Here is a 20153-nt window from a genome sequence, read left to right as displayed (position 1 = left end):
GGCGTTCCGACGAAGGCGTCAGATCAGATACCTCATCACTGCTTGCCCAACGCAAAGTTGGGCAACGCCCCCAGCGGCTGATTGAACTGATACGGAATCGACACCAGCCCGTCTCCGGTATTGCGCTGCACCACAAAGTGCAGGTGCGGACCGCTGCTGTTGCCGGTGTTGCCTGACAGCGCCAACGGACTGCCCACCGTCACCCTTTGCCCCTCGCGCACGCTCACCGAACCTTGTTTGAGGTGCAGGTACACGCCCATGGTGCCGTCGTCGTGCAGCACTCGCACAAAATTGCCGGACGCATCCGAGCCACGCCCGGTTTGTGAATTCTCGGTCTTCACCACCACCCCGGCCCGCGCGGCAATGATCGGCGTGCCGACCGGCATGGCGATGTCCATCGCGTACTTGTTCTTCGGCCCGTAGTGGCTGTATTGGCCGTTGGCGCCCTGGCTCAGGCGGAACGGCCCACCGCGCCATGGCAGCGGATAACGATAGCCCTGCGCGGTTCCAGCGGGGTCGCCGAGGGAGTAGTGAAATTGCGGCGTATACACCAGCGGCTGCTTGCCGGACACCGCCGTCAGCAGCGCCAGCCGCGTATTGCTGCGTGCCGGCAGCACGCGGCGGATGGTTTGAGTCGGTGCACCACGCACATTGCTCAACCCGGTAAACGCCAGTGCCACCTCAACCGGCGCATACAGATCGTTGCGTACGAACACTACGTCGGTGCCCTTCTGCTTCTTGATATCGAGGTAGACCTGGCGCTCGAGGCGTTCGACCATCCGATCCTGAAAGACGAACACCTGCGCGCCTTTGCTCGGGCGGTCGCTGTACGAGACCACGCCGTTGGCATCGGTGGATTTGTAAATGGTCATGGCCACAGCCGAGGTGGAGGCCATGAAGAGACCATAGAGAAACAGCAGGCGCGCGAGCATGGGCAAGAGTCTGTCGAAAGGAAGGCCTGGAAATGAGCCTAGCAGGTGAAGCAGACCAGGCTAGTCGACAGATGTTTCAAATTGGCCAGTCTGGGAGATTGGTGGTGCAAGTGATGGCCCCTTCGCGAGCAGGCTCGCTCCCACATTTGGAATGCATTCCAGGGTGGGGCGAGCCTGCTCGCGAAGGCGGACTGTCAGGCGACGAAGATCACGCGCCCGGAACGAAGTGCTTCTGCGCCGTGCCGCGAGCGATCAGGCGGGAGATGTAGTCGAGCTTCTGCGCATCCTGATCGACGAAACGGAAGGTCAGTTGCAGCCATTCGCTGTCCGGTTTCTGCTCAAACGCGACGACGGCGTGCAGATAGCCGTTGAGGCGAGCGATTTCGGCGTTGTCGCCCTGCTCCAGATCGAGCACGGCGCTGTCGAGGATCTGCGGCAGGGTGTCGGTGCGTTTTACCACCAACAATGCTTCCTTGATGCTCAGGGCCTTGATCACGCATTGCTGAGTACCGCTTGGCAGACGCAATTGGCCTTGGCCGCGACCGCTGGCCGGCGCCGACGCGGCGGCGGGTGCCTTGACCGGAGGGCTGTTGAGCAAGCCACGGGATGGCGCAGCAGCGGGCGCTGGCGCGGCAGCAACCGGTTTGGCAAACGGGTTGACCGCAGCAGCTGCCGGCGCGCCGCCGACCACGGCAGGCTTGCCGCCGGTCAAGGCGCTCAGGGAGTCGTTGCCGAACGCCGAGTTCATTTTGGTCGGCGCGCTGTTCATCAGGGTGTCGAGCTTGCCGACCTTGTTCAGCGCCTGCTTGACCTTGGTCAGCAGTTGCTCGTTGGTGAACGGCTTGCTGACGTAGCCGGAAACACCGGCCTGAATCGCCTGCACGACGTTTTCCTTGTCGCCACGGCTGGTGACCATGACGAACGGCATGGTCTTGAGGTTGTCTTGCTCTCGGCACCAGGTCAGCAGCTCGAGACCGGACATTTCCGGCATTTCCCAGTCGCACAGAACCAGGTCAAACGCTTCCCTGGCCAGCATGGCCTGAGCCTTTTTACCGTTGACGGCGTCCTCGGTGCGGATCCCCGGGAAGTAATTACGCAGGCACTTTTTCACCAGGTCACGAATGAACGAAGCATCGTCCACGACCAACACACTGATCTTGCTCATCCAACACCCCTATTAAAATCCCGGCAAGCATAACGCTGGCTGATGGCACATTGCCAAAACTCTTCAGTCACGCCGGGACTTTTCGTTCGCGGGTGCTGCTTTTTAATCGAATCTGCCCATGAAAAGCACAAACAAAAACGCCCGGCCAAAGGGCCGGGCGCTTTTCTCAGGCAATCTTACTTATCGTCAGCATCGCCCGGAACATTAGCGGTTTCGCCGCTTGTCCCTTCAACTTCTTCTTTCATGCGCTTGAGGCCCATGTGGCGCACGTCGGTGCCGCGCACCAGGTAAATGACCAGTTCGGAGATGTTGCGCGCGTGATCGCCGATGCGTTCCAGCGAACGCAGCACCCAAATGATGCTCAAGACCCGCGAGATAGAGCGCGGGTCTTCCATCATGTAGGTGGCCAGCTCACGCAGCGCAGTCTTGTATTCACGGTCGATGATCTTGTCGTACTGCGCCACCGACAACGCCAGATCGGCGTCGAAACGGGCAAACGCGTCCAGTGCATCGCGAACCATGTTGCGCACCTGGTCGCCGATGTGGCGAACCTCGACGTAACCGCGCGGCGCTTCGCCTTCTTCGCACAACTGAATCGCGCGGCGGGCGATCTTGGTCGCTTCGTCGCCGATGCGTTCAAGGTCGATCACCGACTTGGAAATGCTGATGATCAAACGCAGGTCGGACGCCGCCGGTTGACGACGGGCGAGAATGCGCAGGCATTCTTCGTCGATGTTGCGTTCCATCTGGTTGATCTGGTCATCGATCTCGCGCACCTGCTGAGCCAGACCTGAGTCGGCCTCGATCAGTGCAGTCACCGCGTCGTTGACCTGCTTCTCGACCAGCCCGCCCATGGCCAGGAGGTGGCTGCGCACTTCCTCAAGCTCAGCGTTGAACTGCGCGGAGATGTGATGGGTAAGGCCTTCTTTACTAATCATGTTGGCGTCCTTGGAGCGTCCGGTAAGGTGCGGTGGGCCGCAGCGTCAATTCTGTGAATAACCCGCAACTGTCAGCCATAACGACCGGTGATGTAGTCTTCGGTCTGCTTCTTCGCCGGATTGGTGAACAGGGTGTCGGTGTCGCCGAATTCGACCAGTTTGCCCATGTACATGAACGCCGTGTAGTCGGACACCCGCGCCGCCTGCTGCATGTTGTGGGTCACGATGACGATGGTGAACTTGGATTTCAGCTCGTAGATCAGCTCTTCGACTTTCAGCGTCGAGATCGGGTCGAGGGCCGAGCACGGTTCGTCGAGCAGCAGCACTTCCGGCTCAACCGCGATGGTACGGGCGATCACCAGACGCTGTTGCTGACCACCGGACAGACCGAGGGCTGACTCGTGCAGACGGTCTTTGACTTCGTCCCACAGCGCCGCGCCTTTCAACGCCCACTCGACCGCTTCGTCAAGGACGCGCTTCTTGTTGATGCCCTGGATGCGCAAGCCGTAGACCACGTTTTCGTAGATGGTCTTCGGGAACGGGTTGGGCTTCTGGAACACCATGCCGACGCGACGACGCAACTCGGCAACGTCTTCGCCTTTGCGATAGATGTTGTTGCCGTACAGGTTGATCGCGCCTTCTACGCGGCAGCCGTCAACCAGGTCGTTCATGCGGTTGAAGGTACGCAGCAGCGTCGACTTACCGCAGCCGGACGGGCCGATGAACGCGGTCACGCGCTGCTTCGGGATGTTCATGCTGACGTCGAACAGTGCTTGTTTCTCGCCGTAGTACAGGCTCAGGCCCGGTACTTCGATGGCCACGGTTTCCTGCTCGAGACTGAGGCTCTGCTTGTCGCGGCCCAGGGCAGACATATTGATGCCGTGGGTATGTGTTTCGTGCTGCATGGGAGGCTCCCTGTGCTAACAAATTCGGTTCGGTTTTTTGTAGGAGTGAGCCTGCTCGCGATTCAGGCGCTGCGGTTTGTCTATGAAACCGCGGTGTTGCCATCGCGAGCAGGCTCACTCCTACATAAGAAATCAGCTATCCAGCGCTTTGTACTTTTCGCGCAGGTGGTTCCGGATATAAACGGCCGACAGGTTCAGTGTCGCAATCACCAGCACCAGCAACAGCGCCGTGGCGTACACCAGCGGACGCGCCGCTTCGACGTTCGGGCTCTGGAAGCCGACGTCATAGATGTGGAAGCCCAGGTGCATGATCTTCTGATCCAGGTGCAGGTACGGGTAGTTGCCGTCCACTGGCAGCGACGGCGCCAGTTTCACCACACCCACCAGCATCAGCGGCGCCACTTCACCGGCGGCGCGAGCCACGGCGAGGATCATGCCGGTCATCATCGCCGGGCTGGCCATCGGGATCACGATCTTCCACAAGGTTTCAGCCTTGGTCGCGCCCAGCGCCAGCGAACCTTCACGCACGGTGCGCGGAATACGTGCCAGACCTTCCTCAGTCGCGACGATCACCACCGGCACCGCCAGCAACGCCAGGGTCAGCGAGGCCCACAGCAGACCCGGTGTACCGAAGGTCGGTGCCGGCAGTGCCTCGGGGAAGAACAAGCGGTCGACCGAACCACCCAGCACGTAAACGAAGAAGCCCAGACCGAATACGCCGTAAACGATCGCCGGAACGCCCGCGAGGTTGTTCACCGCGATACGAATGATCCGCGTCAGGGTGTTCTGTTTGGCGTATTCACGCAGGTACACCGCCGCCAGTACGCCGAACGGGGTGACGATCATCGCCATGATCAGGGTCATCATCACGGTGCCGAAGATCGCCGGGAAAATCCCGCCTTCGGTGTTCGCTTCACGCGGGTCATCCGAAAGGAATTCCCAGATCTTGCTGAAGTAGAAACCGACCTTGGTGAAGGTGCTCATCGCGTTCGGCTGGTAGGCGTGAACCACTTTGCCCAGACCGATTTCGATCTCTTTGCCGTTGGCGTCACGAGCGGTCAAGGCATCGCGGTTGAACTGCGCATGCAGATCGGCCAGGCGCGCTTCGATGTCCTGATAACGCGCATTCAACTCGGCACGCTCGGATTCCATGTCCGCTTGCGCGGTGGCGTCGAGCTTGCCTTCCAGTTCCAGTTTGCGACCGTGCAGACGGATGCGCTCCAGACCTGCGTTGATTGCACCGATGTCAGTCTTTTCCAGCGACTTCAGTTGTGCCGCCAGACCGTTCACACGGTTGATCCGCGCCTGCAGCTCTGGCCACGCGGCCTCGCCCTCGGCGATGACCTTGCCGTCCTGTTTGACGTTGACCAGGTAGCCGTAGAAGTTGCCCCACTCGCGGCGCTCGATCGCCATCAGTTCTGGCGGCGTAGTCTGGTTGGTCAGCCACTCGCCGACGATCCAGGTGAAGTCGTTGCCATTCAGATCACGGTTGCCGACCTTGATCAGCTCGCGGGTCATGAATTCCGGGCCTGCATCCGGCACCGGCAAACCGGCGCTCTTCAGACGGGCGCGGGGCACTTCTTCTTTCTGTACCACTTCACCGATGACCAGGTGATTGGCCTGGCCCGGTACATCGTAGTTGGCGTGGACCAGGTCCGCCGGCCAGAAGTGACCGAGACCGCGCACGGCAATCACCGCCAGCAGGCCAATGGTCATGATGACCGCGATGGACACCGCGCCACCGCTGATCCAGACGCCTGGGGCGCCGCTCTTGAACCATCCTTTCAGGGAGTTCTGTTTCACAGACTTCTACCTTTGCTTAAAGCGACGAGTATTTCTTGCGCAGACGCTGACGAATCAGTTCTGCCAGGGTGTTCATGACGAAGGTGAACAACAGCAGCACCAGCGCCGAGAGGAACAGCACGCGGTAGTGGCTGCCGCCGACTTCCGACTCGGGCATTTCCACCGCGACGTTGGCGGCCAGGGTGCGCAGGCCTTCGAACAGGTTCATTTCCATGACCGGGGTGTTACCAGTGGCCATCAGCACGATCATGGTTTCGCCGACCGCACGGCCCATGCCAATCATCAGCGCCGAGAAGATCCCCGGGCTGGCAGTCAGGATTACCACGCGAGTCATGGTCTGCCACGGCGTGGCACCGAGGGCCAGCGAGCCGAGGGTCAGACCACGCGGCACACTGAACACGGCATCTTCAGCGATCGAGTAGATGTTCGGGATCACCGCAAAACCCATGGCCAGACCCACCACCAAAGCGTTGCGCTGGTCGTAGGTGATGCCGAGGTCGTGGGAGATCCACATGCGCATGTCACCGCCAAAGAACCAGTTCTCCATGAACGGGCTCATGTACAGCGACAGCCAGCCCACAAACAGGATCACCGGAATCAGCAGCGCACTTTCCCAACCGTCCGGGACTTTCAGGCGGATCGATTCAGGCAGACGGCTGAAGGTGAAACCGGCGACCAGAATGCCGATCGGCAGCAACATCAAAAGACTGAAGATGCCCGGCAGATGCCCTTCCACATACGGCGCGAGGAACAGACCGGCGAAGAAACCGAGGATCACCGTCGGCATCGCTTCCATCAGTTCGATCACCGGTTTGACCTTGCGGCGCATGCCCGGGGCCATGAAGTAAGCGGTGTAGATCGCAGCGGCAACCGCCAGCGGCGCCGCCAGCAGCATCGCGTAGAACGCGGCTTTCAGGGTGCCGAAGGTCAGTGGCGACAGGCTCAGCTTCGGTTCGAAGTCGGTGTTGGCCGCAGTCGATTGCCAGACGTACTTAGGTTCGTCGTAGTTTTCGTACCAGACCTTGCTCCACAGCGCGCTCCACGACACTTCCGGGTGCGGGTTGTCGAGCAGCAACGGTTGCAGCTTGCCGCCGGCTTCGACGATCACGCGGTTGGCGCGTGGCGACAGACCGAACAGGCCTTGGCCTTCCACCACTTGATCGACCAGCAAAGTGCGGTGCGCAGTGCTGTGGAACACGCCGAGCTTGCCGCTGGCATCCAGGGCGAGGAAGCCTTTGCGACGCTCTTCAGCGCTGATTTCAACGATTGGCGTGGTGCCCATCTGGAAGGTGCGGATCTGCTTCAGGCGCAGCTCGCCGTCGGTGTCGCGGGCCATGAACCATTGGGCCAGACCACCCTTGGAGTCGCCGACGATCAGCGAAATGCCACCGACCAGTTGCGTGGTCGCGGTGACTTCAGCGTCAGCGTTTTCCAGCAGTTTGTAGCGCCCGTTGAGGCTCTTGTCGCGCAGGCTGAACACATCGGCCTGAGCGCGACCGTTGACCACGTACAGCCACTGCTGGCGCGGGTCGACGAAGATGTTTTTCACCGGCTCAGTCATCTGCGGCAGATCGATACGCTTCTGCTCGTTGGTGACTTCACCAGTCATCATGTTTTCTTCGCTGGTCAGCGACAGAACGTTGAGTTGCGAACCGGTCGAACCGACCAGCATCAGCGTCGTGTCGGTGGCATTCAGGCTGACATGCTCAAGCGCACCGCCGGCTTCGTTCAGCGCGATCGGTGCCTCACCATATGGATACTCGATAGCCGGGCTGATGGTTTTCTTGCCATCGGGGTAGCTGACTTTATAGGTGTGACGGAACACCAGCGCCTGCCCATTGGACAGACCCACGGCCACCAGCGGATGGCCCGGCTGGTCTTCACCAATCGAGGTCACGCTTGCACCGGCGGGCAGCGGCAGATCGACGCGCTTCAGTTCAGCGCCACTGTCGATATCAAAGAACAATGCCTGGCCCTTGTCGGAAACGCGCATGGCCACCTGATTCTGCTCTTCGAGCGAAATCATCAGCGGCTTGCCGGCGTCCTGCATCCAGGCCGGAGTGATCGAGTCTTTCGCCGTCAGGTCAGCGCCCTGAAACAATGGCGCAACCACGTAGGCGAGGAAGAAGAAGATCAGGGTGATGGCTGCCAGCACCGCGAGACCGCCAACGAGGACGTACCAGCGGGTGAAGCGATCCTTGAGCGCACGAATGCGGCGCTTGCGTTGCAGCTCAGGCGTATTGAAGTCAATGCGCTTGGGAGGATTAGTAGTCATTTGGGAATTGGCCAGATCATTCATGCGCTCACCCTAGCGATCCTGTATGACAGAAAGATGACAATGCAGTGACGCAGCAAATCCACCGCCAGCGGGACTGGCAGAGGATCAAAAATTTGAGGTGTGGAAAAGGCCGGCCTGCGTGCAGATCCGGCCTTTCACCTGAGTCCGGTGGGGTTCACCCTGGACTCAATTTGTTACTTCTTTGCGACAGCGCCGCCTTCTTGCAGACCCAGGTCAGCCAGTGCTTTTGCAGCAACCTTGGCTGGCAACGGGATGTAACCATCCTTCACTACAACTTCCTGGCCCTGTTTGGACAGAACCAGTTTCACGAACTCGGCTTCCAGCGGGGCCAGAGGCTTGTTCGGGGCTTTGTTGACGTACACGTAGAGGAAACGCGACAGCGGGTACTTGCCGTTCAGGGCGTTTTCTTCGGTGTCTTCGATGAAGTCAGTGCTGCCTTTCTTGGCCAGAGCGACTGTTTTCACGCTAGCGGTTTTATAGCCGATGCCCGAGTAACCCACGCCGTTCAGCGAGGAGCTGATCGACTGCACGACCGAAGCCGAACCAGGTTGTTCGTTGACGTTTGGCTTGAAGTCGCCTTTGCACAAGGCTTCTTCTTTGAAGTAGCCGTAGGTGCCCGATACCGAGTTACGACCAAACAACTGAACCGGCTTGTTCGCCAGGTCGCCGGTCACACCCAGGTCACCCCAGGTTTTCACGTCGGCTTTGGCGCCGCACAGGCGAGTGGACGAGAAGATCGCGTCGACTTGCTCCATGGTCAGACCCTTGATCGGGTTGTCCTTGTGTACGAATACAGCCAGGGCATCCACGGCAACCGGGATAGCGGTTGGCTTGTAGCCATATTTGGTTTCGAAGGCTTGCAGCTCGTTGTCCTTCATCTTGCGGCTCATCGGGCCCAGGTTAGCGGTGCCTTCAGTCAGCGCAGGTGGCGCGGTCGAAGAACCGGCAGCCTGAATCTGGATGTTTACGTTCGGGTATTCTTTTTTGTAGTTCTCAGCCCAGAGGGTCATGAGGTTGGCCAGGGTATCGGAGCCGACGCTGGACAGGTTGCCCGACACACCAGTGGTCTTGGTGTAGCTCGGGATAGCAGGGTCAACAGCGGCAACCGCGTTGGCAGTCGCAACGCCAGCAGCGACAAAAGTCATTGCCGCCATCAAACGCTTCAGTTTCATGCCTTACTCCTAGCAGATAGGGTGTGTTAAGTCGGGGCCAAGTATCAGCAGGCCGTGTGAACACTCTATGGCTGAAATATGACAATTGGATGAAAGGCCAGCATCCAGAGACAGATCGTTCCCACGCTCTGCGTGGGAACGCCGCCATAGACGCTCCGCGTCCGCATTTGAGAGGTGACGCGGAGCGTCACAGGATGCATTCCCACGCGGAGCGTGGGAACGATCAGGCGGGAGGGGAAATCAGCGCCCCTTCTTCCACAGCCACGCCCCCACCAGAATCCCCATCGCGCACAGCACCGCCACATAGTAGGCAGGGCCCATCGCACTTTCTTTCAGCAGCAGACTGACCACCATCGGCGTCAACCCACCAAAAATCGCATAAGCCACGTTGTACGAGAACGACAGCCCGCTAAACCGCACCACCGGCGGGAAGGCTTTCACCATCACATACGGCACCGCACCAATGGTGCCCACCAGAAAACCGGTCAACGCGTACAGCGGGAACAGCCAGTTCGGGTGATCGGCGAGGCTGTGATAGAAGGTCCAGGAGCTGATCAGCAAGCCCAGGCAACCGAACACAAACACGCGACCGGCGCCGAAGCGATCTGCCAACGCGCCGGAAATAACGCAGCCGATGCTCAGGAACACGATCGCCAGACTGTTTGACTGCAACGACTCGGTCGGCGAGAAGTGATAGACCGTTTGCAGCACGGTTGGGGTCATCAGAATGACCACAACGATGCCAGCGGAGAGCAACCAGGTCAGCAGCATCGAGATCGCAATCGCGCCGCGATGGTCACGCAGCACCGCACGCAGTGGCACTTCTTCAGCCAAGGCTTTACGCAGTTGCAGCTCGGCGAATACCGGGGTTTCGTGCAGCCAGCGACGTAGATACACCGAGAACAGGCCGAACACGCCGCCGAGCAGGAACGGGATCCGCCAGGCGTAATCGGACACCTCAGCCGGCGTATAAATGCTGTTGATCGCGGTGGCGACCAGCGAGCCGAGCAGGATGCCGGCAGTCAGCCCGCTGGTAAGCGTGCCGCAGGCATAACCCATATGTTTTTGCGGTACGTGTTCGGAAACGAAGACCCAGGCGCCCGGCACTTCACCGCCGATGGCCGCGCCTTGAATGACCCGCATCAATAGAAGAAGGATCGGCGCCCACATGCCGATCTGTGCATAGGTTGGCAGCAGACCCATGATCAGGGTCGGCACGGCCATCATGAAAATGCTCAGTGTGAACATCTTCTTGCGCCCCAGCAGGTCGCCGAAGTGCGCCATGACGATGCCGCCCAGCGGCCGCGCGAGGTAGCCAGCGGCGAAGATGCCGAAGGTCTGCATCAGGCGCAGCCACTCGGGCATGTCGGCCGGGAAGAACAGCTTGCCGACCACAGTGGCGAAGAATACGAAGATGATGAAGTCGTAGAATTCCAGCGCACCACCGAGGGCGGACAGCGACAGAGTCTTGTAGTCATTGCGGGTCAACGGTCGTGCGGGTTGCTCGGGCTGCGCGAGGCTCGAAGGCGCTGTGGTCATGGCAAGGGCTTCTCTTATAGTCGGATCTGCCGCCACAACAACGCTGGCGGTGGCTTGGGCAGGTTCGGCACCATAGCAAATTGTTCGAAAAAGCACATAGAGGCGCGTAATTGACGGTCAAAATCAGAACCGGATGGTCGTCGTGGAGTCTACCGACCGATATACTCGCAACCTGCTCCGGTTTGTAGGGGGTTGCTGTGCGAAAACGTCGTTGGCCCGGCCTTTGCTCGGGATTAGCCGGTTTCGCAGAGTTTCTCCTTAGGCGCCTGATGGAAAACGTGACGAACGTAGTAGGTTCGGTGCTGAATCGTTTTTCCCGAAGACGGCTACCACCAGCAATACCAACGAAGAGTCACGGGTCAGAGGCACCCCCGGCATGATAGAGCTCGAACAAGAAGATCCGATCCCGCAAGGCGACCTGGCCCTGCAAATCACCGCACTTCCACGCGAAACCAACGGCTTTGGCGATATTTTCGGCGGCTGGCTGGTGGCGCAGATGGATTTGGCCGGCACCGCGATGGCCAGCCGTGTCGCTGGCGGCCGCGTCGCCACCGTGGCCATTGATCGCATGGCGTTCCTTGTGCCTGTGGCAGTCGGCGCACAATTGTCCTTCTATACCCAGACCCTGGAAATCGGCCGCAGCTCGATCCAGATGATGGTCGAAGTGTGGAGCGACGACCCGCTGTCCAGCGAGTGGCGTAAAGTGACCGAAGCTGTCTTCGTCTTCGTCGCCATCGACGGCAGCGGCCGCACTCGCTCGGTTCCACCACGCGCGCGCTAAACCTCGTGGCCGTTTGACGGTCGATAGTGGTCCTTGTTACTGATCGAGAGCTGTCCCATGAACACGCCCAACGTTGAAGCGGTGAAACTGGATGAACTGAACTGCTGGCGCATCCGCCACGGTCAGGCCGAAGTGCTGGTGGCCCAGCAAGGCGCGCACATCCTCAGTTATCAGATCGATGGGCAACCGCCGATCATCTGGCTCAACGACAAGGCCGACTTCAAAACGGGCAAAAGCATTCGCGCCGGCGTGCCGGTGTGCTGGCCGTGGTTCGGCAAGTTCGAACGCAACCCGCAGAGCGTGCAGGCCATGTACACCGGTGCGCAACCGGCACCCGCGCACGGTCTGGTGCGGGCGATGGATTGGGAGCTGGGCGGTATCGAATCAGAGGCTGACGGCGTCAAGGTCGAATTCAAGCTGCCCTACCCCGAAGGTGGCCTGCCGGGCTGGCCGCATCAGGTCGATCTGACCCTGACCCTGCATTTGTCCGAGCAACTGAGTTTCAGCCTGACCAGCCACAACCGTGGCAGTGACAGCGTCAGCCTGAGCCAGGCGCTGCACACGTATTTCGCGGTCAGTGATGTGCGCAATGTGCACGTCGACGGTGTAGATGGTTTGAATTACATCGAGACGCTGGATGACTGGAAAACCACCAGTCAGCAAGGCGATCTGCATTTTGCCGGTGAGACCGACCGCATCTACCTCGATGCGCCGCCACAGCTGAGCATTGTCGACCAGGCCTGGGAAAGACGCATTGTGCTGACGGCCACAGGTTCACGCACGGCGGTGATCTGGAACCCGTGGATCGATCGCGCGGCGGCATTGGCGGATATGGATAACGATGGCTGGCAGCGCATGTTGTGCATCGAGACGGCGAATGTGATGGATGACATCGTCACGCTCGCGCCGGGTGCGAGCCATACCATGGGCGTCAGCGTGGCCAGCAAACCGCTCTAACCAACACCGCAATACAAAATGTGGGAGCGAGCCTGCTCGCGAAGACGTTGTATCAGTCAACATTCATATGTCTGACACACCGCTTTCGCGAGCAGGCTCGCTCCCACAGTTGTTCAGTGTTGGCTGTTAGAGATCGGACTCCTGCACCACCCGCACCTTGTCCGCTTCCAGCGCATACGCCGCATCGGCCAGGTCATTGCTGACCTTCTCGACTTTCAGCGTGCCGGTCACCCACAACGGCGTGTAGATATCATCCAACTTCAAACCTTTCGGATAACGCACCAGCACCAGTTGATTCGGCGGCGGTGGCGGCACATGGATGCAAGCGCCCGGATACGGCACGAGGAAGAACAGCGTGCTGCGGCCCTTGGCGTCGGATTCCAGCGGCACCGGATAACCACCGATGCGAATGTGCTTGTCGTTCATCGACGACACGGTTTTGGTCGAATACATCACCGCCGGCAAACCTTTGGCCTGCTTCATCCCGCCCTTCTCGGTGAAGGTGCCGATGGCTTCCGGGGAGTTGTGGTCGATTTCAGGCATGGCCTCGAGGGCCTTTTGATCCGACTTGGGCATCAGTTCGAGCCAGTCGGTTTCCGGCAGTTCGCCGGCGTGGGCCAAACCGCTGCCCAGAAAGAGAAGAGTCAACAGAAGACGGCGCATGAAGGTGCTCGGTATAGAAGGGAATGAACGTTGAATCGCCGAGCATTCTAGCCCTCCCGGCCACTTTGGCAGAGAGGGCTTTGTCGCTTTGATCAGTTCTTTTTGATCAGGCCGTAGATCACCAGCAACACGATTGCGCCGACCAGTGCGCCGATGAAACCTGCGCCCTCGCCTGCGTGATAGATGCCCAGAGCCTGGCCGCCGTAAGTGGCTGCCAGCGAACCGCCGATACCGAGCAGGATGGTCATGATCCAGCCCATGCTGTCATCGCCCGGTTTCAGGAACCGTGCCAGCAGGCCGACGATCAAGCCGATAAAGATGGTTCCGATAATTCCCATGGCAATTCCCTCTCAAAGATAGATATGCGAAGCCTAGTCAGACTTTGGCATCCTGCCATGAGAGAACGGCGGCCCCTGAATGGTTCCGCCGTTGCCACATGAAACTGTCGTTACTCGGCGATCAGCGCTTCAACCTTGACGATCTGCGCTTGCAGCGTGGCCATGTCGGCGCAGCGCAGGTTGGCGTGACCGACCTTGCGTCCAGCCTTGAAGGCCTTGCCGTAGTGATGCAGATGGCAGTCTTCGATAGCGATGACTTTCTCAACCGGCGGTACAACACCGATGAAGTTAAGCATCGCGCTCTCGCCAACCTTGGCCGTCGAACCCAGCGGCAGGCCGGCAACGGCGCGCAGGTGGTTTTCGAACTGGCTGCACTCGGCGCCTTCGGTGGTCCAGTGCCCGGAGTTGTGCACGCGCGGGGCGATTTCGTTGGCTTTCAGGCCACCGTCGACTTCAAAGAACTCGAACGCCATCACGCCGACGTAGTTCAACTGCTTGAGCACACGGCTCGAGTAGTCTTCGGCCAGCGCCTGCAACGGGTGATCGGTGCTGGCAACGGACAGCTTGAGGATGCCGCTGTCGTGGGTGTTATGTACCAGCGGATAGAACCTGGTTTCACCATCGCGGGCACGCACGGCGATCAGCGAGACTTCACCGGTGAATGGCACAAAACCTTCCAGCAGGCAGGACACGCTGCCCAGTTCGGCGAAGGTACCAACCACGTCTTCCGGTTTGCGCAGGACTTTCTGGCCCTTGCCGTCATAACCCAGGGTGCGGGTTTTCAGCACGGCAGGCAGGCCGATCGAAGCTACGGCGGCGTCCAGATCGGCTTGCGATTGAATGTCGGCGAAGGCTGGAGTCGGGATGCCCAGGTCCTTGAACATGCTCTTTTCGAACCAGCGGTCGCGAGCGATGCGCAGGGCTTCGGCGCTCGGGTAGACCGGGACGAATTGCGACAGAAATGCCACGGTTTCGGCCGGGACGCTTTCGAATTCGAAGGTCACCAGATCGACTTCATCGGCCAGTTGGCGCAGATGATCCTGATCGCCGTAATCGGCCCGCAGGTGTTCGCCCAGCGCAGCGGCACAGGCGTCCGGCGCAGGGTCGAGGAAAGCGAAGTTCATGCCCAGCGGAGTGCCCGCCAGGGCCAACATGCGACCCAACTGGCCGCCACCGATTACACCGATCTTCATCTCAACAACCTCAGGCAATACGTGGGTCTGGATTGTCCAGGACGCTGTCTGTCTGCTCGGCACGGAAGGTTTTCAGTACCGCGTGGAACTGCGGATGCTTGGCGCCGAGGATGCTCGCCGAGAGCAGGGCGGCGTTGATCGCGCCGGCCTTGCCGATGGCCAGGGTGGCGACCGGAATGCCCGCTGGCATCTGCACGATCGACAGCAGCGAGTCGACGCCCGAGAGCATGGCCGACTGCACCGGCACGCCCAGCACCGGCAGGTGGGTCTTGGCCGCACACATGCCTGGCAAGTGGGCTGCGCCACCGGCACCGGCGATAATCACCTCGATGCCGCGGCTTTCAGCCTCTTCGGCGTACTGGAACAGCAGATCCGGGGTGCGGTGGGCAGAAACCACTTTGACCTCGTACGGGATGCCGAGCTTTTCCAGCATATCGGCGGTGTGGCTAAGGGTGGACCAATCGGACTTGGAGCCCATGATCACGCCAACCAGTGCACTCATCGTCGCGCCTCTTCTCTCTGGAGCGCCCGCAGGCGCGTCATAAAACAACAAGCCACGCAGGTTGCGTGGCTTGATTGTACGAAAAATGGCCGGACGTACCGGCCGAAGGCCGCGCAGTATACCGCAATGAAAGCAATAAACAGCCCCCCGCGCGACCATCTGTCAAATGAGCGAGAGGCCCGGTTTTATTGACTTGAAGGTCAGCGACAGAACACCGCAAATCCCCTGTAGGGGTGAGCCTGCTCGCGATGGCGGTGTATCAGTCACATCATCGTTGAATGTGCAGACGCTATCGCGAGCAGGCTCACTCCTACAAGGGGTCCGCGTAGGCTCAGGAAGCTTGTGCGGCGCCACCCTCGAGCTTGCGCCACAGCAGGCGCACGTTGGCTTTGCGCACCAATGCGCAGCGATACAGACGAATCTCCAGCGGCACGTGCCACTGCGGGCCGCCACAGACCACCAGTTCGCCGCGAGCCAGCTCAGCACGCACGCTCAGTTGCGGAACCCAGGCAATCCCGAGGCCTTCCAACGCCATGCTCTTGAGGCTGTCAGCCATCGCGGTTTCGTAAATAGTGGTGAAGCGCAGTTGACGCTGACGCAGCAAGCCATTCACCGAACGCCCGAGAAACGCCCCGGCGCTGTAAGCCAGCAACGGCACGCTCGCATCACCTTCCAGATCGAACAACGGCTTGCCCTCGGCATCCGCCGCACAGACCGGGAGCATTTCCGTCTGACCCAAATGCAGCGAGGGGAAGATTTCCGGGTCCATCTGCATCGCCGCATCCGGGTCGTAGAACGCCAGCATCAGATCGCAGCCACCTTCACGCAACGCATGCACCGCGTCACCGACGTTGGTCGCTACCAACCGAGTGGCAATGTTCAGCCCTTCATTACGCAACTGCGCGATCCAGCGCGGGAAGAAACCCAGCGCCAGCGAGTGAGCGGCCGCGACTTGCATCACTTCGCCCTGCCCGCCTTCCAGATGATGCAAATGACGTAGCACTTCACCGAGCTGTTCGACCACCGTGCGCGCCGTCACCAAAAACAGTTGCCCCGCTGCCGTCAGTTCGACCGGCGTGCGCGAGCGATTGACCAGAGTCAGCCCCAGTGCAGCCTCCAGACTGCGAATCCGGCGGCTGAACGCCGGCTGGGTTACGAAGCGCCGTTCGGCTGCTTGCGAGAAGCTGCGGGTGGCGGCCAGAGCACTGAAGTCCTCGAGCCATTTGCTTTCCAGATTCATCACGTCCTCCCGGACACGCACCAAAACAGGTCACACGTCTGCCGCGCACGCGGCGTCACACGGGCATTATGCCGAATGTGCATAGGGCAGTGCTGAACAGCATTGGCCCAAAATTTCCCACAAGCCTAGCATTCGCAGCGTTCCGGCACAGACCGGGTCCATATCGAGATGATTTCTATCATGTCCTCCGCTGCATCTTTCCGCACAGAAAACGACCTGCTTGGCGCCCTCGAAGTACCGGCTCAAGCGTATTACGGCATCCAGACTCTGCGAGCGGTGAACAACTTCCGTCTCTCGGGCGTTCCGATTTCGCATTACCCGAAACTGGTTGTCGGTCTGGCAATGGTCAAACAGGCCGCTGCTGACGCCAACCGCGAGTTGGGTCACCTGAGCGAAGCCAAGCACGCTGCCATCAGCGAAGCCTGTGCCCGATTGATCCGCGGTGATTTCCACGAAGAATTCGTGGTCGACATGATTCAAGGTGGCGCCGGTACTTCCACCAACATGAACGCCAACGAAGTGATCGCCAACATTGCTCTGGAAGCAATGGGTCACCAGAAAGGCGAGTACCAGTACCTGCACCCGAACGACGACGTCAACATGGCGCAGTCGACCAACGACGCTTACCCAACGGCTATCCGCCTGGGTCTGCTGCTCGGTCACGACACCCTGCTGGCCAGCCTCGACAGCCTGATTCAGGCGTTCGCGGCCAAGGGCAAAGAATTCGATCATGTCCTGAAAATGGGCCGTACCCAACTGCAAGATGCCGTGCCGATGACCCTCGGCCAGGAATTCCGTGCCTTCGCCACCACCATGGGCGAGGACCTGGCGCGTCTGAAGACGCTGGCCCCGGAACTGCTGACTGAAGTGAACCTGGGCGGCACCGCGATCGGTACCGGCATCAACGCCGACCCGCGTTATCAAGCGCTGGCGGTACAGCGTCTGGCCCTGATCAGCGGTCAACCGCTGGTTCCGGCGGCCGACCTGATCGAAGCGACTTCCGACATGGGCGCCTTCGTGCTGTTCTCCGGCATGCTCAAGCGCACTGCGGTGAAGCTGTCGAAGATCTGCAACGACCTGCGCCTGCTGTCCAGCGGCCCACGCACCGGCATCAACGAAATCAACCTGCCAGCGCGTCAGCCAGGCAGCTCGATCATGCCCGGCAAGGTCAACCCGGTCATCCCGGAAGCGGTTAACCAGGTGGCGTTCCAAGTAATTGGTAACGACCTGGCGCTGACCATGGCAGCCGAAGGCGGCCAACTGCAACTGAACGTGATGGAGCCGCTGATCGCTTTCAAGATCTTCGACTCGATCCGCCTGCTGCAACGCGCCATGGACATGCTGCGCGAGCACTGCATCGTCGGCATCACCGCCAACGAAGCGCGCTGCCGTGAACTGGTCGAGCACTCGATCGGTCTGGTCACCGCACTGAATCCGTACATCGGCTACAAAAACGCCACCCGTATCGCCGGTCTCGCCCTTGAAAGCGGCCGCGGCGTACTGGAACTGGTGCGCGAAGAAGGTCTGCTCGACGAAGCCATGCTCGCCGACATCCTGCGCCCGGAAAACATGATTGCTCCACGTCTGGTTCCGCTGAAAGCCTGAACCGACGCGTTACTTGTAGCACCGCTCACCAGGTCGAGGGACTAGACACCTCTCACCTTTTGAGGGCTTGGGGATTTAGTCCCCAAGCCCTTTTTTTTAACTATTTGAAGGACAAACGTCTTCTGTAGGAGTGAGCCTGCTCGCGATCAACGATGACGCGGTGTGACATTAGAACCGCAGCGCCTGCATCGCGAGCAGGCTCACTCCTACAAAGGCCCGACGCCGGTAACGTCGGGTGTTTCAAAGCCTCGTTTCGTCGCTTGCACCACTACCGTGCAGACGGGCGCGTCACTGATCGGTATAGTGCCGCCCCTCTTCGCGTGAGCGGTCGTCGGTAACGAGGCCATAACCCATGCGAAACCCGAACTAATAACAAACCCGCGAAATGGAACCGGACGAAACCTTCGCCTCACCCGTCGTGCCGCGCGCACACCGGTGTAACACGATGTTTCTTCCATCCAGTATTTGCTTACACAATAAACAGCGAGGAAAAATCCATGCTCGAAGTCATTAACGACTTCCTCTCAGGGAAAGTACTGATCGTGCTCATTGTCGGGCTCGGTAGCTACTTCACGATTCGCTCGCGTTTCGTTCAATTGCGCCACTTCTTCCACATGTTCGCGGTGTTCCGCGACAGCCTCAAGGGCAGCGCCGGGCAACTCAGCTCGTTCCAGGCCCTGATGCTCAGCCTTGCCGGCCGCGTCGGTGCAGGCAACATCGCCGGTGTCGGCATTGCCGTGACCCTCGGTGGTCCAGGTGCGGTGTTCTGGATGTGGGTAACCGCACTGGTCGGCATGTCCAGCAGCTTCTTCGAGTGCACCCTGGCCCAGGTCTACAAGCGCGCCGATGGCGACGGCTTGTACCGTGGCGGTCCGGCTTACTACATCCAGCACGGCCTGAAACTCAAAGGCATGGCGGTGGTGTTCTCGATCCTGCTGCTGGTCACCTACGGCTTTGCCTTCATTGGCCTGCAGTCCTACACCGTGACCCACTCGCTGCAAAACGCCTTTGAATTCAACCCACAGCACACCGGTATCGTCCTCGCGGTGCTGCTGGCGATCACCTTCATCGGCGGCATCAAGCGCATTGCCTCGGTGTCCGACCTGCTGGTACCGATCAAGACCCTGGCCTATATCGGTGTGACCCTGTACGTGATCGGCACCCAGATCGAACACGTGCCCGCCATGCTGGAAACCATCTTCAAGAGCGCCTTCGGCCTCGACCCGGCCTTTGGCGGCCTGCTCGGCAGCGCCATCGTCATGGGCGTGAAGCGTGGCGTGTTCGCCAACGAAGCGGGCCTCGGCAGTGCGCCGAACGTCGCCGCCGTGGCCGCCGTGAAGCACCCGGGCGCTCAGGGTGTGGTTCAGGCTTTCAGCGTGTTCCTCGACACCTTCGTGATCTGCACCTGCACCGCGCTGCTGATCCTGCTGTCGGGCTTCTACACCCCGGGCTTCGAAGGTGATGGCATCGTCCTGACCCAGAACTCGCTGGCCGCCGTGGTCGGTGACTGGGGTCGCATGTTCGTCAGCGTCGCGCTGTCGCTGTTCGTCTTCACCTGCATCCTCTACAACTACTACCTGGGCGAAAACAGCCTGCAGTTCCTCACCCGCAACCGCGCCGCGCTGATGATTTTCCGCGGTCTGGTGCTGGCGCTGGTGGTATGGGGTTCGATGCAGGACCTGTCGACCGTGTTCGCCTTCGCCGACATCACCATGACCTGCCTCGCCTTCGTCAACCTGATCGCCCTGGCCATGCTGTTCAAAGTCGGCATGCGCGTGATGCGCGACTACGACGAGCAACGCCGCGCCGGCGTCAAACAGCCCGTGTTCGACTCCAGCAAATTTACCGATCTGGATCTCGACTTGAAGGCCTGGCCGACCAACCCGTCTGCCGCTGCTGGCAAGACTGAACCCGAGCCGCAAGGCGTGCCTGCTGCAGCGCAACGCTGACAGGTGAATGACGGGCGCATCCCCTGCGCCCGTCAGTTATTGTGATGCAATAACTTGTAGGAGTGAGCCTGCTCGCGATAACGGTTCATCATTCAACATCTATGTTGGCTGAAAGACCGCTATCGCGAGCAGGCTCGCTCCCACAAGGACCTCATCCTTTCGGAGAATCCCC

17 protein-coding genes are annotated in these 20153 nt (G+C 60.1%); 4 read left to right on the top strand and 13 right to left on the bottom strand.

Translation table 11 applies throughout. The features are described from left to right. Positions 1-35: 35 nt before the first annotated feature. The 8 genes from ACOYXJ_RS09920 to ACOYXJ_RS09885 form a co-directional block, all read right to left on the bottom strand. Positions 36-932, bottom strand: coding sequence for a peptidoglycan DD-metalloendopeptidase family protein (locus ACOYXJ_RS09920; RefSeq protein WP_460369238.1), 897 nt, complete (start codon positions 930-932; stop codon positions 36-38). A 208-nt stretch (positions 933-1140) separates the two neighbouring features. Continuing rightward, positions 1141-2097 carry a response regulator gene (locus tag ACOYXJ_RS09915; protein ID WP_150649061.1) on the bottom strand — a complete coding sequence of 319 codons (957 nt, stop codon included), beginning with the start codon at positions 2095-2097 and terminating at the stop codon, positions 1141-1143. Positions 2098-2273: 176 nt separating this feature from the next. Then, a complete protein-coding gene (phoU, locus tag ACOYXJ_RS09910; protein WP_007954334.1) occupies positions 2274-3035 on the bottom strand; it encodes a phosphate signaling complex protein PhoU in 762 nt (253 codons plus the stop codon). 71 nt (positions 3036-3106) lie between these two features. Beyond that, positions 3107-3940 (bottom strand): phosphate ABC transporter ATP-binding protein PstB, encoded by an 834-nt coding sequence (pstB, locus tag ACOYXJ_RS09905; protein ID WP_034152104.1) that lies wholly within the window; start codon positions 3938-3940, stop codon positions 3107-3109. A gap of 132 nt (positions 3941-4072) precedes the next feature. Next, positions 4073-5743, bottom strand: a complete 1671-nt coding sequence (gene pstA / locus ACOYXJ_RS09900) for a phosphate ABC transporter permease PstA (protein WP_077575089.1) — start codon at positions 5741-5743, stop codon at positions 4073-4075. Positions 5744-5759: 16 nt separating this feature from the next. Continuing rightward, positions 5760-7793, bottom strand: a complete 2034-nt coding sequence (locus ACOYXJ_RS09895) for an ABC transporter permease subunit (RefSeq protein ID WP_191622651.1) — start codon at positions 7791-7793, stop codon at positions 5760-5762. A gap of 422 nt (positions 7794-8215) precedes the next feature. Then, positions 8216-9214: a phosphate ABC transporter substrate-binding protein PstS gene (locus tag ACOYXJ_RS09890; RefSeq protein WP_150793849.1), complete on the bottom strand. Its 999-nt coding sequence runs from the start codon at positions 9212-9214 to the stop codon at positions 8216-8218. Positions 9215-9454: 240 nt separating this feature from the next. Then, a complete protein-coding gene (locus tag ACOYXJ_RS09885) occupies positions 9455-10753 on the bottom strand; it encodes an MFS transporter (RefSeq protein ID WP_186613271.1) in 1299 nt (432 codons plus the stop codon). 376 nt (positions 10754-11129) lie between these two features. On the opposite strand from ACOYXJ_RS09885, the gene ACOYXJ_RS09880 reads away from it, so the two are divergent. Then, positions 11130-11534, top strand: coding sequence for an acyl-CoA thioesterase (locus tag ACOYXJ_RS09880; protein ID WP_003229628.1), 405 nt, complete (start codon positions 11130-11132; stop codon positions 11532-11534). 57 nt (positions 11535-11591) lie between these two features. After that, positions 11592-12491 carry a D-hexose-6-phosphate mutarotase gene (locus ACOYXJ_RS09875; protein ID WP_460369234.1) on the top strand — a complete coding sequence of 300 codons (900 nt, stop codon included), beginning with the start codon at positions 11592-11594 and terminating at the stop codon, positions 12489-12491. Positions 12492-12617: 126 nt separating this feature from the next. Here ACOYXJ_RS09875 and ACOYXJ_RS09870 read toward each other — a convergent pair whose 3' ends face one another. From ACOYXJ_RS09870 to ACOYXJ_RS09850, 5 genes are all read right to left on the bottom strand, one after another. Then, a complete protein-coding gene (locus ACOYXJ_RS09870) occupies positions 12618-13154 on the bottom strand; it encodes a DUF3299 domain-containing protein (protein ID WP_460369231.1) in 537 nt (178 codons plus the stop codon). Positions 13155-13246: 92 nt separating this feature from the next. After that, positions 13247-13492: a GlsB/YeaQ/YmgE family stress response membrane protein gene (locus ACOYXJ_RS09865; RefSeq protein ID WP_007920223.1), complete on the bottom strand. Its 246-nt coding sequence runs from the start codon at positions 13490-13492 to the stop codon at positions 13247-13249. Positions 13493-13602: 110 nt separating this feature from the next. Then, positions 13603-14685: a 5-(carboxyamino)imidazole ribonucleotide synthase gene (locus ACOYXJ_RS09860; RefSeq protein ID WP_150793852.1), complete on the bottom strand. Its 1083-nt coding sequence runs from the start codon at positions 14683-14685 to the stop codon at positions 13603-13605. Positions 14686-14695: 10 nt separating this feature from the next. Next, complete coding sequence (gene purE, locus ACOYXJ_RS09855) at positions 14696-15187, bottom strand: 5-(carboxyamino)imidazole ribonucleotide mutase (RefSeq protein ID WP_007920220.1); 492 nt, start codon at positions 15185-15187, stop codon at positions 14696-14698. A 331-nt stretch (positions 15188-15518) separates the two neighbouring features. Further along, positions 15519-16427, bottom strand: coding sequence for a LysR substrate-binding domain-containing protein (locus tag ACOYXJ_RS09850; protein ID WP_095113189.1), 909 nt, complete (start codon positions 16425-16427; stop codon positions 15519-15521). Positions 16428-16607: 180 nt separating this feature from the next. Here ACOYXJ_RS09850 and aspA point away from each other — a divergent pair, with 180 nt between their 5' ends. Together aspA and ACOYXJ_RS09840 are read left to right on the top strand one after the other, a co-directional pair. After that, entirely contained in the window at positions 16608-18032 is a 1425-nt protein-coding gene (gene aspA / locus ACOYXJ_RS09845) for an aspartate ammonia-lyase (protein ID WP_064116482.1), read from the top strand. 497 nt (positions 18033-18529) lie between these two features. Then, positions 18530-19981, top strand: coding sequence for an alanine/glycine:cation symporter family protein (locus ACOYXJ_RS09840; protein WP_460369228.1), 1452 nt, complete (start codon positions 18530-18532; stop codon positions 19979-19981). Positions 19982-20153: the final 172 nt, after the last annotated feature.

It is taken from the genome of Pseudomonas sp. Tul2A7 (assembly GCF_054790505.1).
The sequence above is the reverse complement of the archived record's forward strand: the minus strand, read 5'-3'. Positions and strand labels throughout refer to the sequence as shown.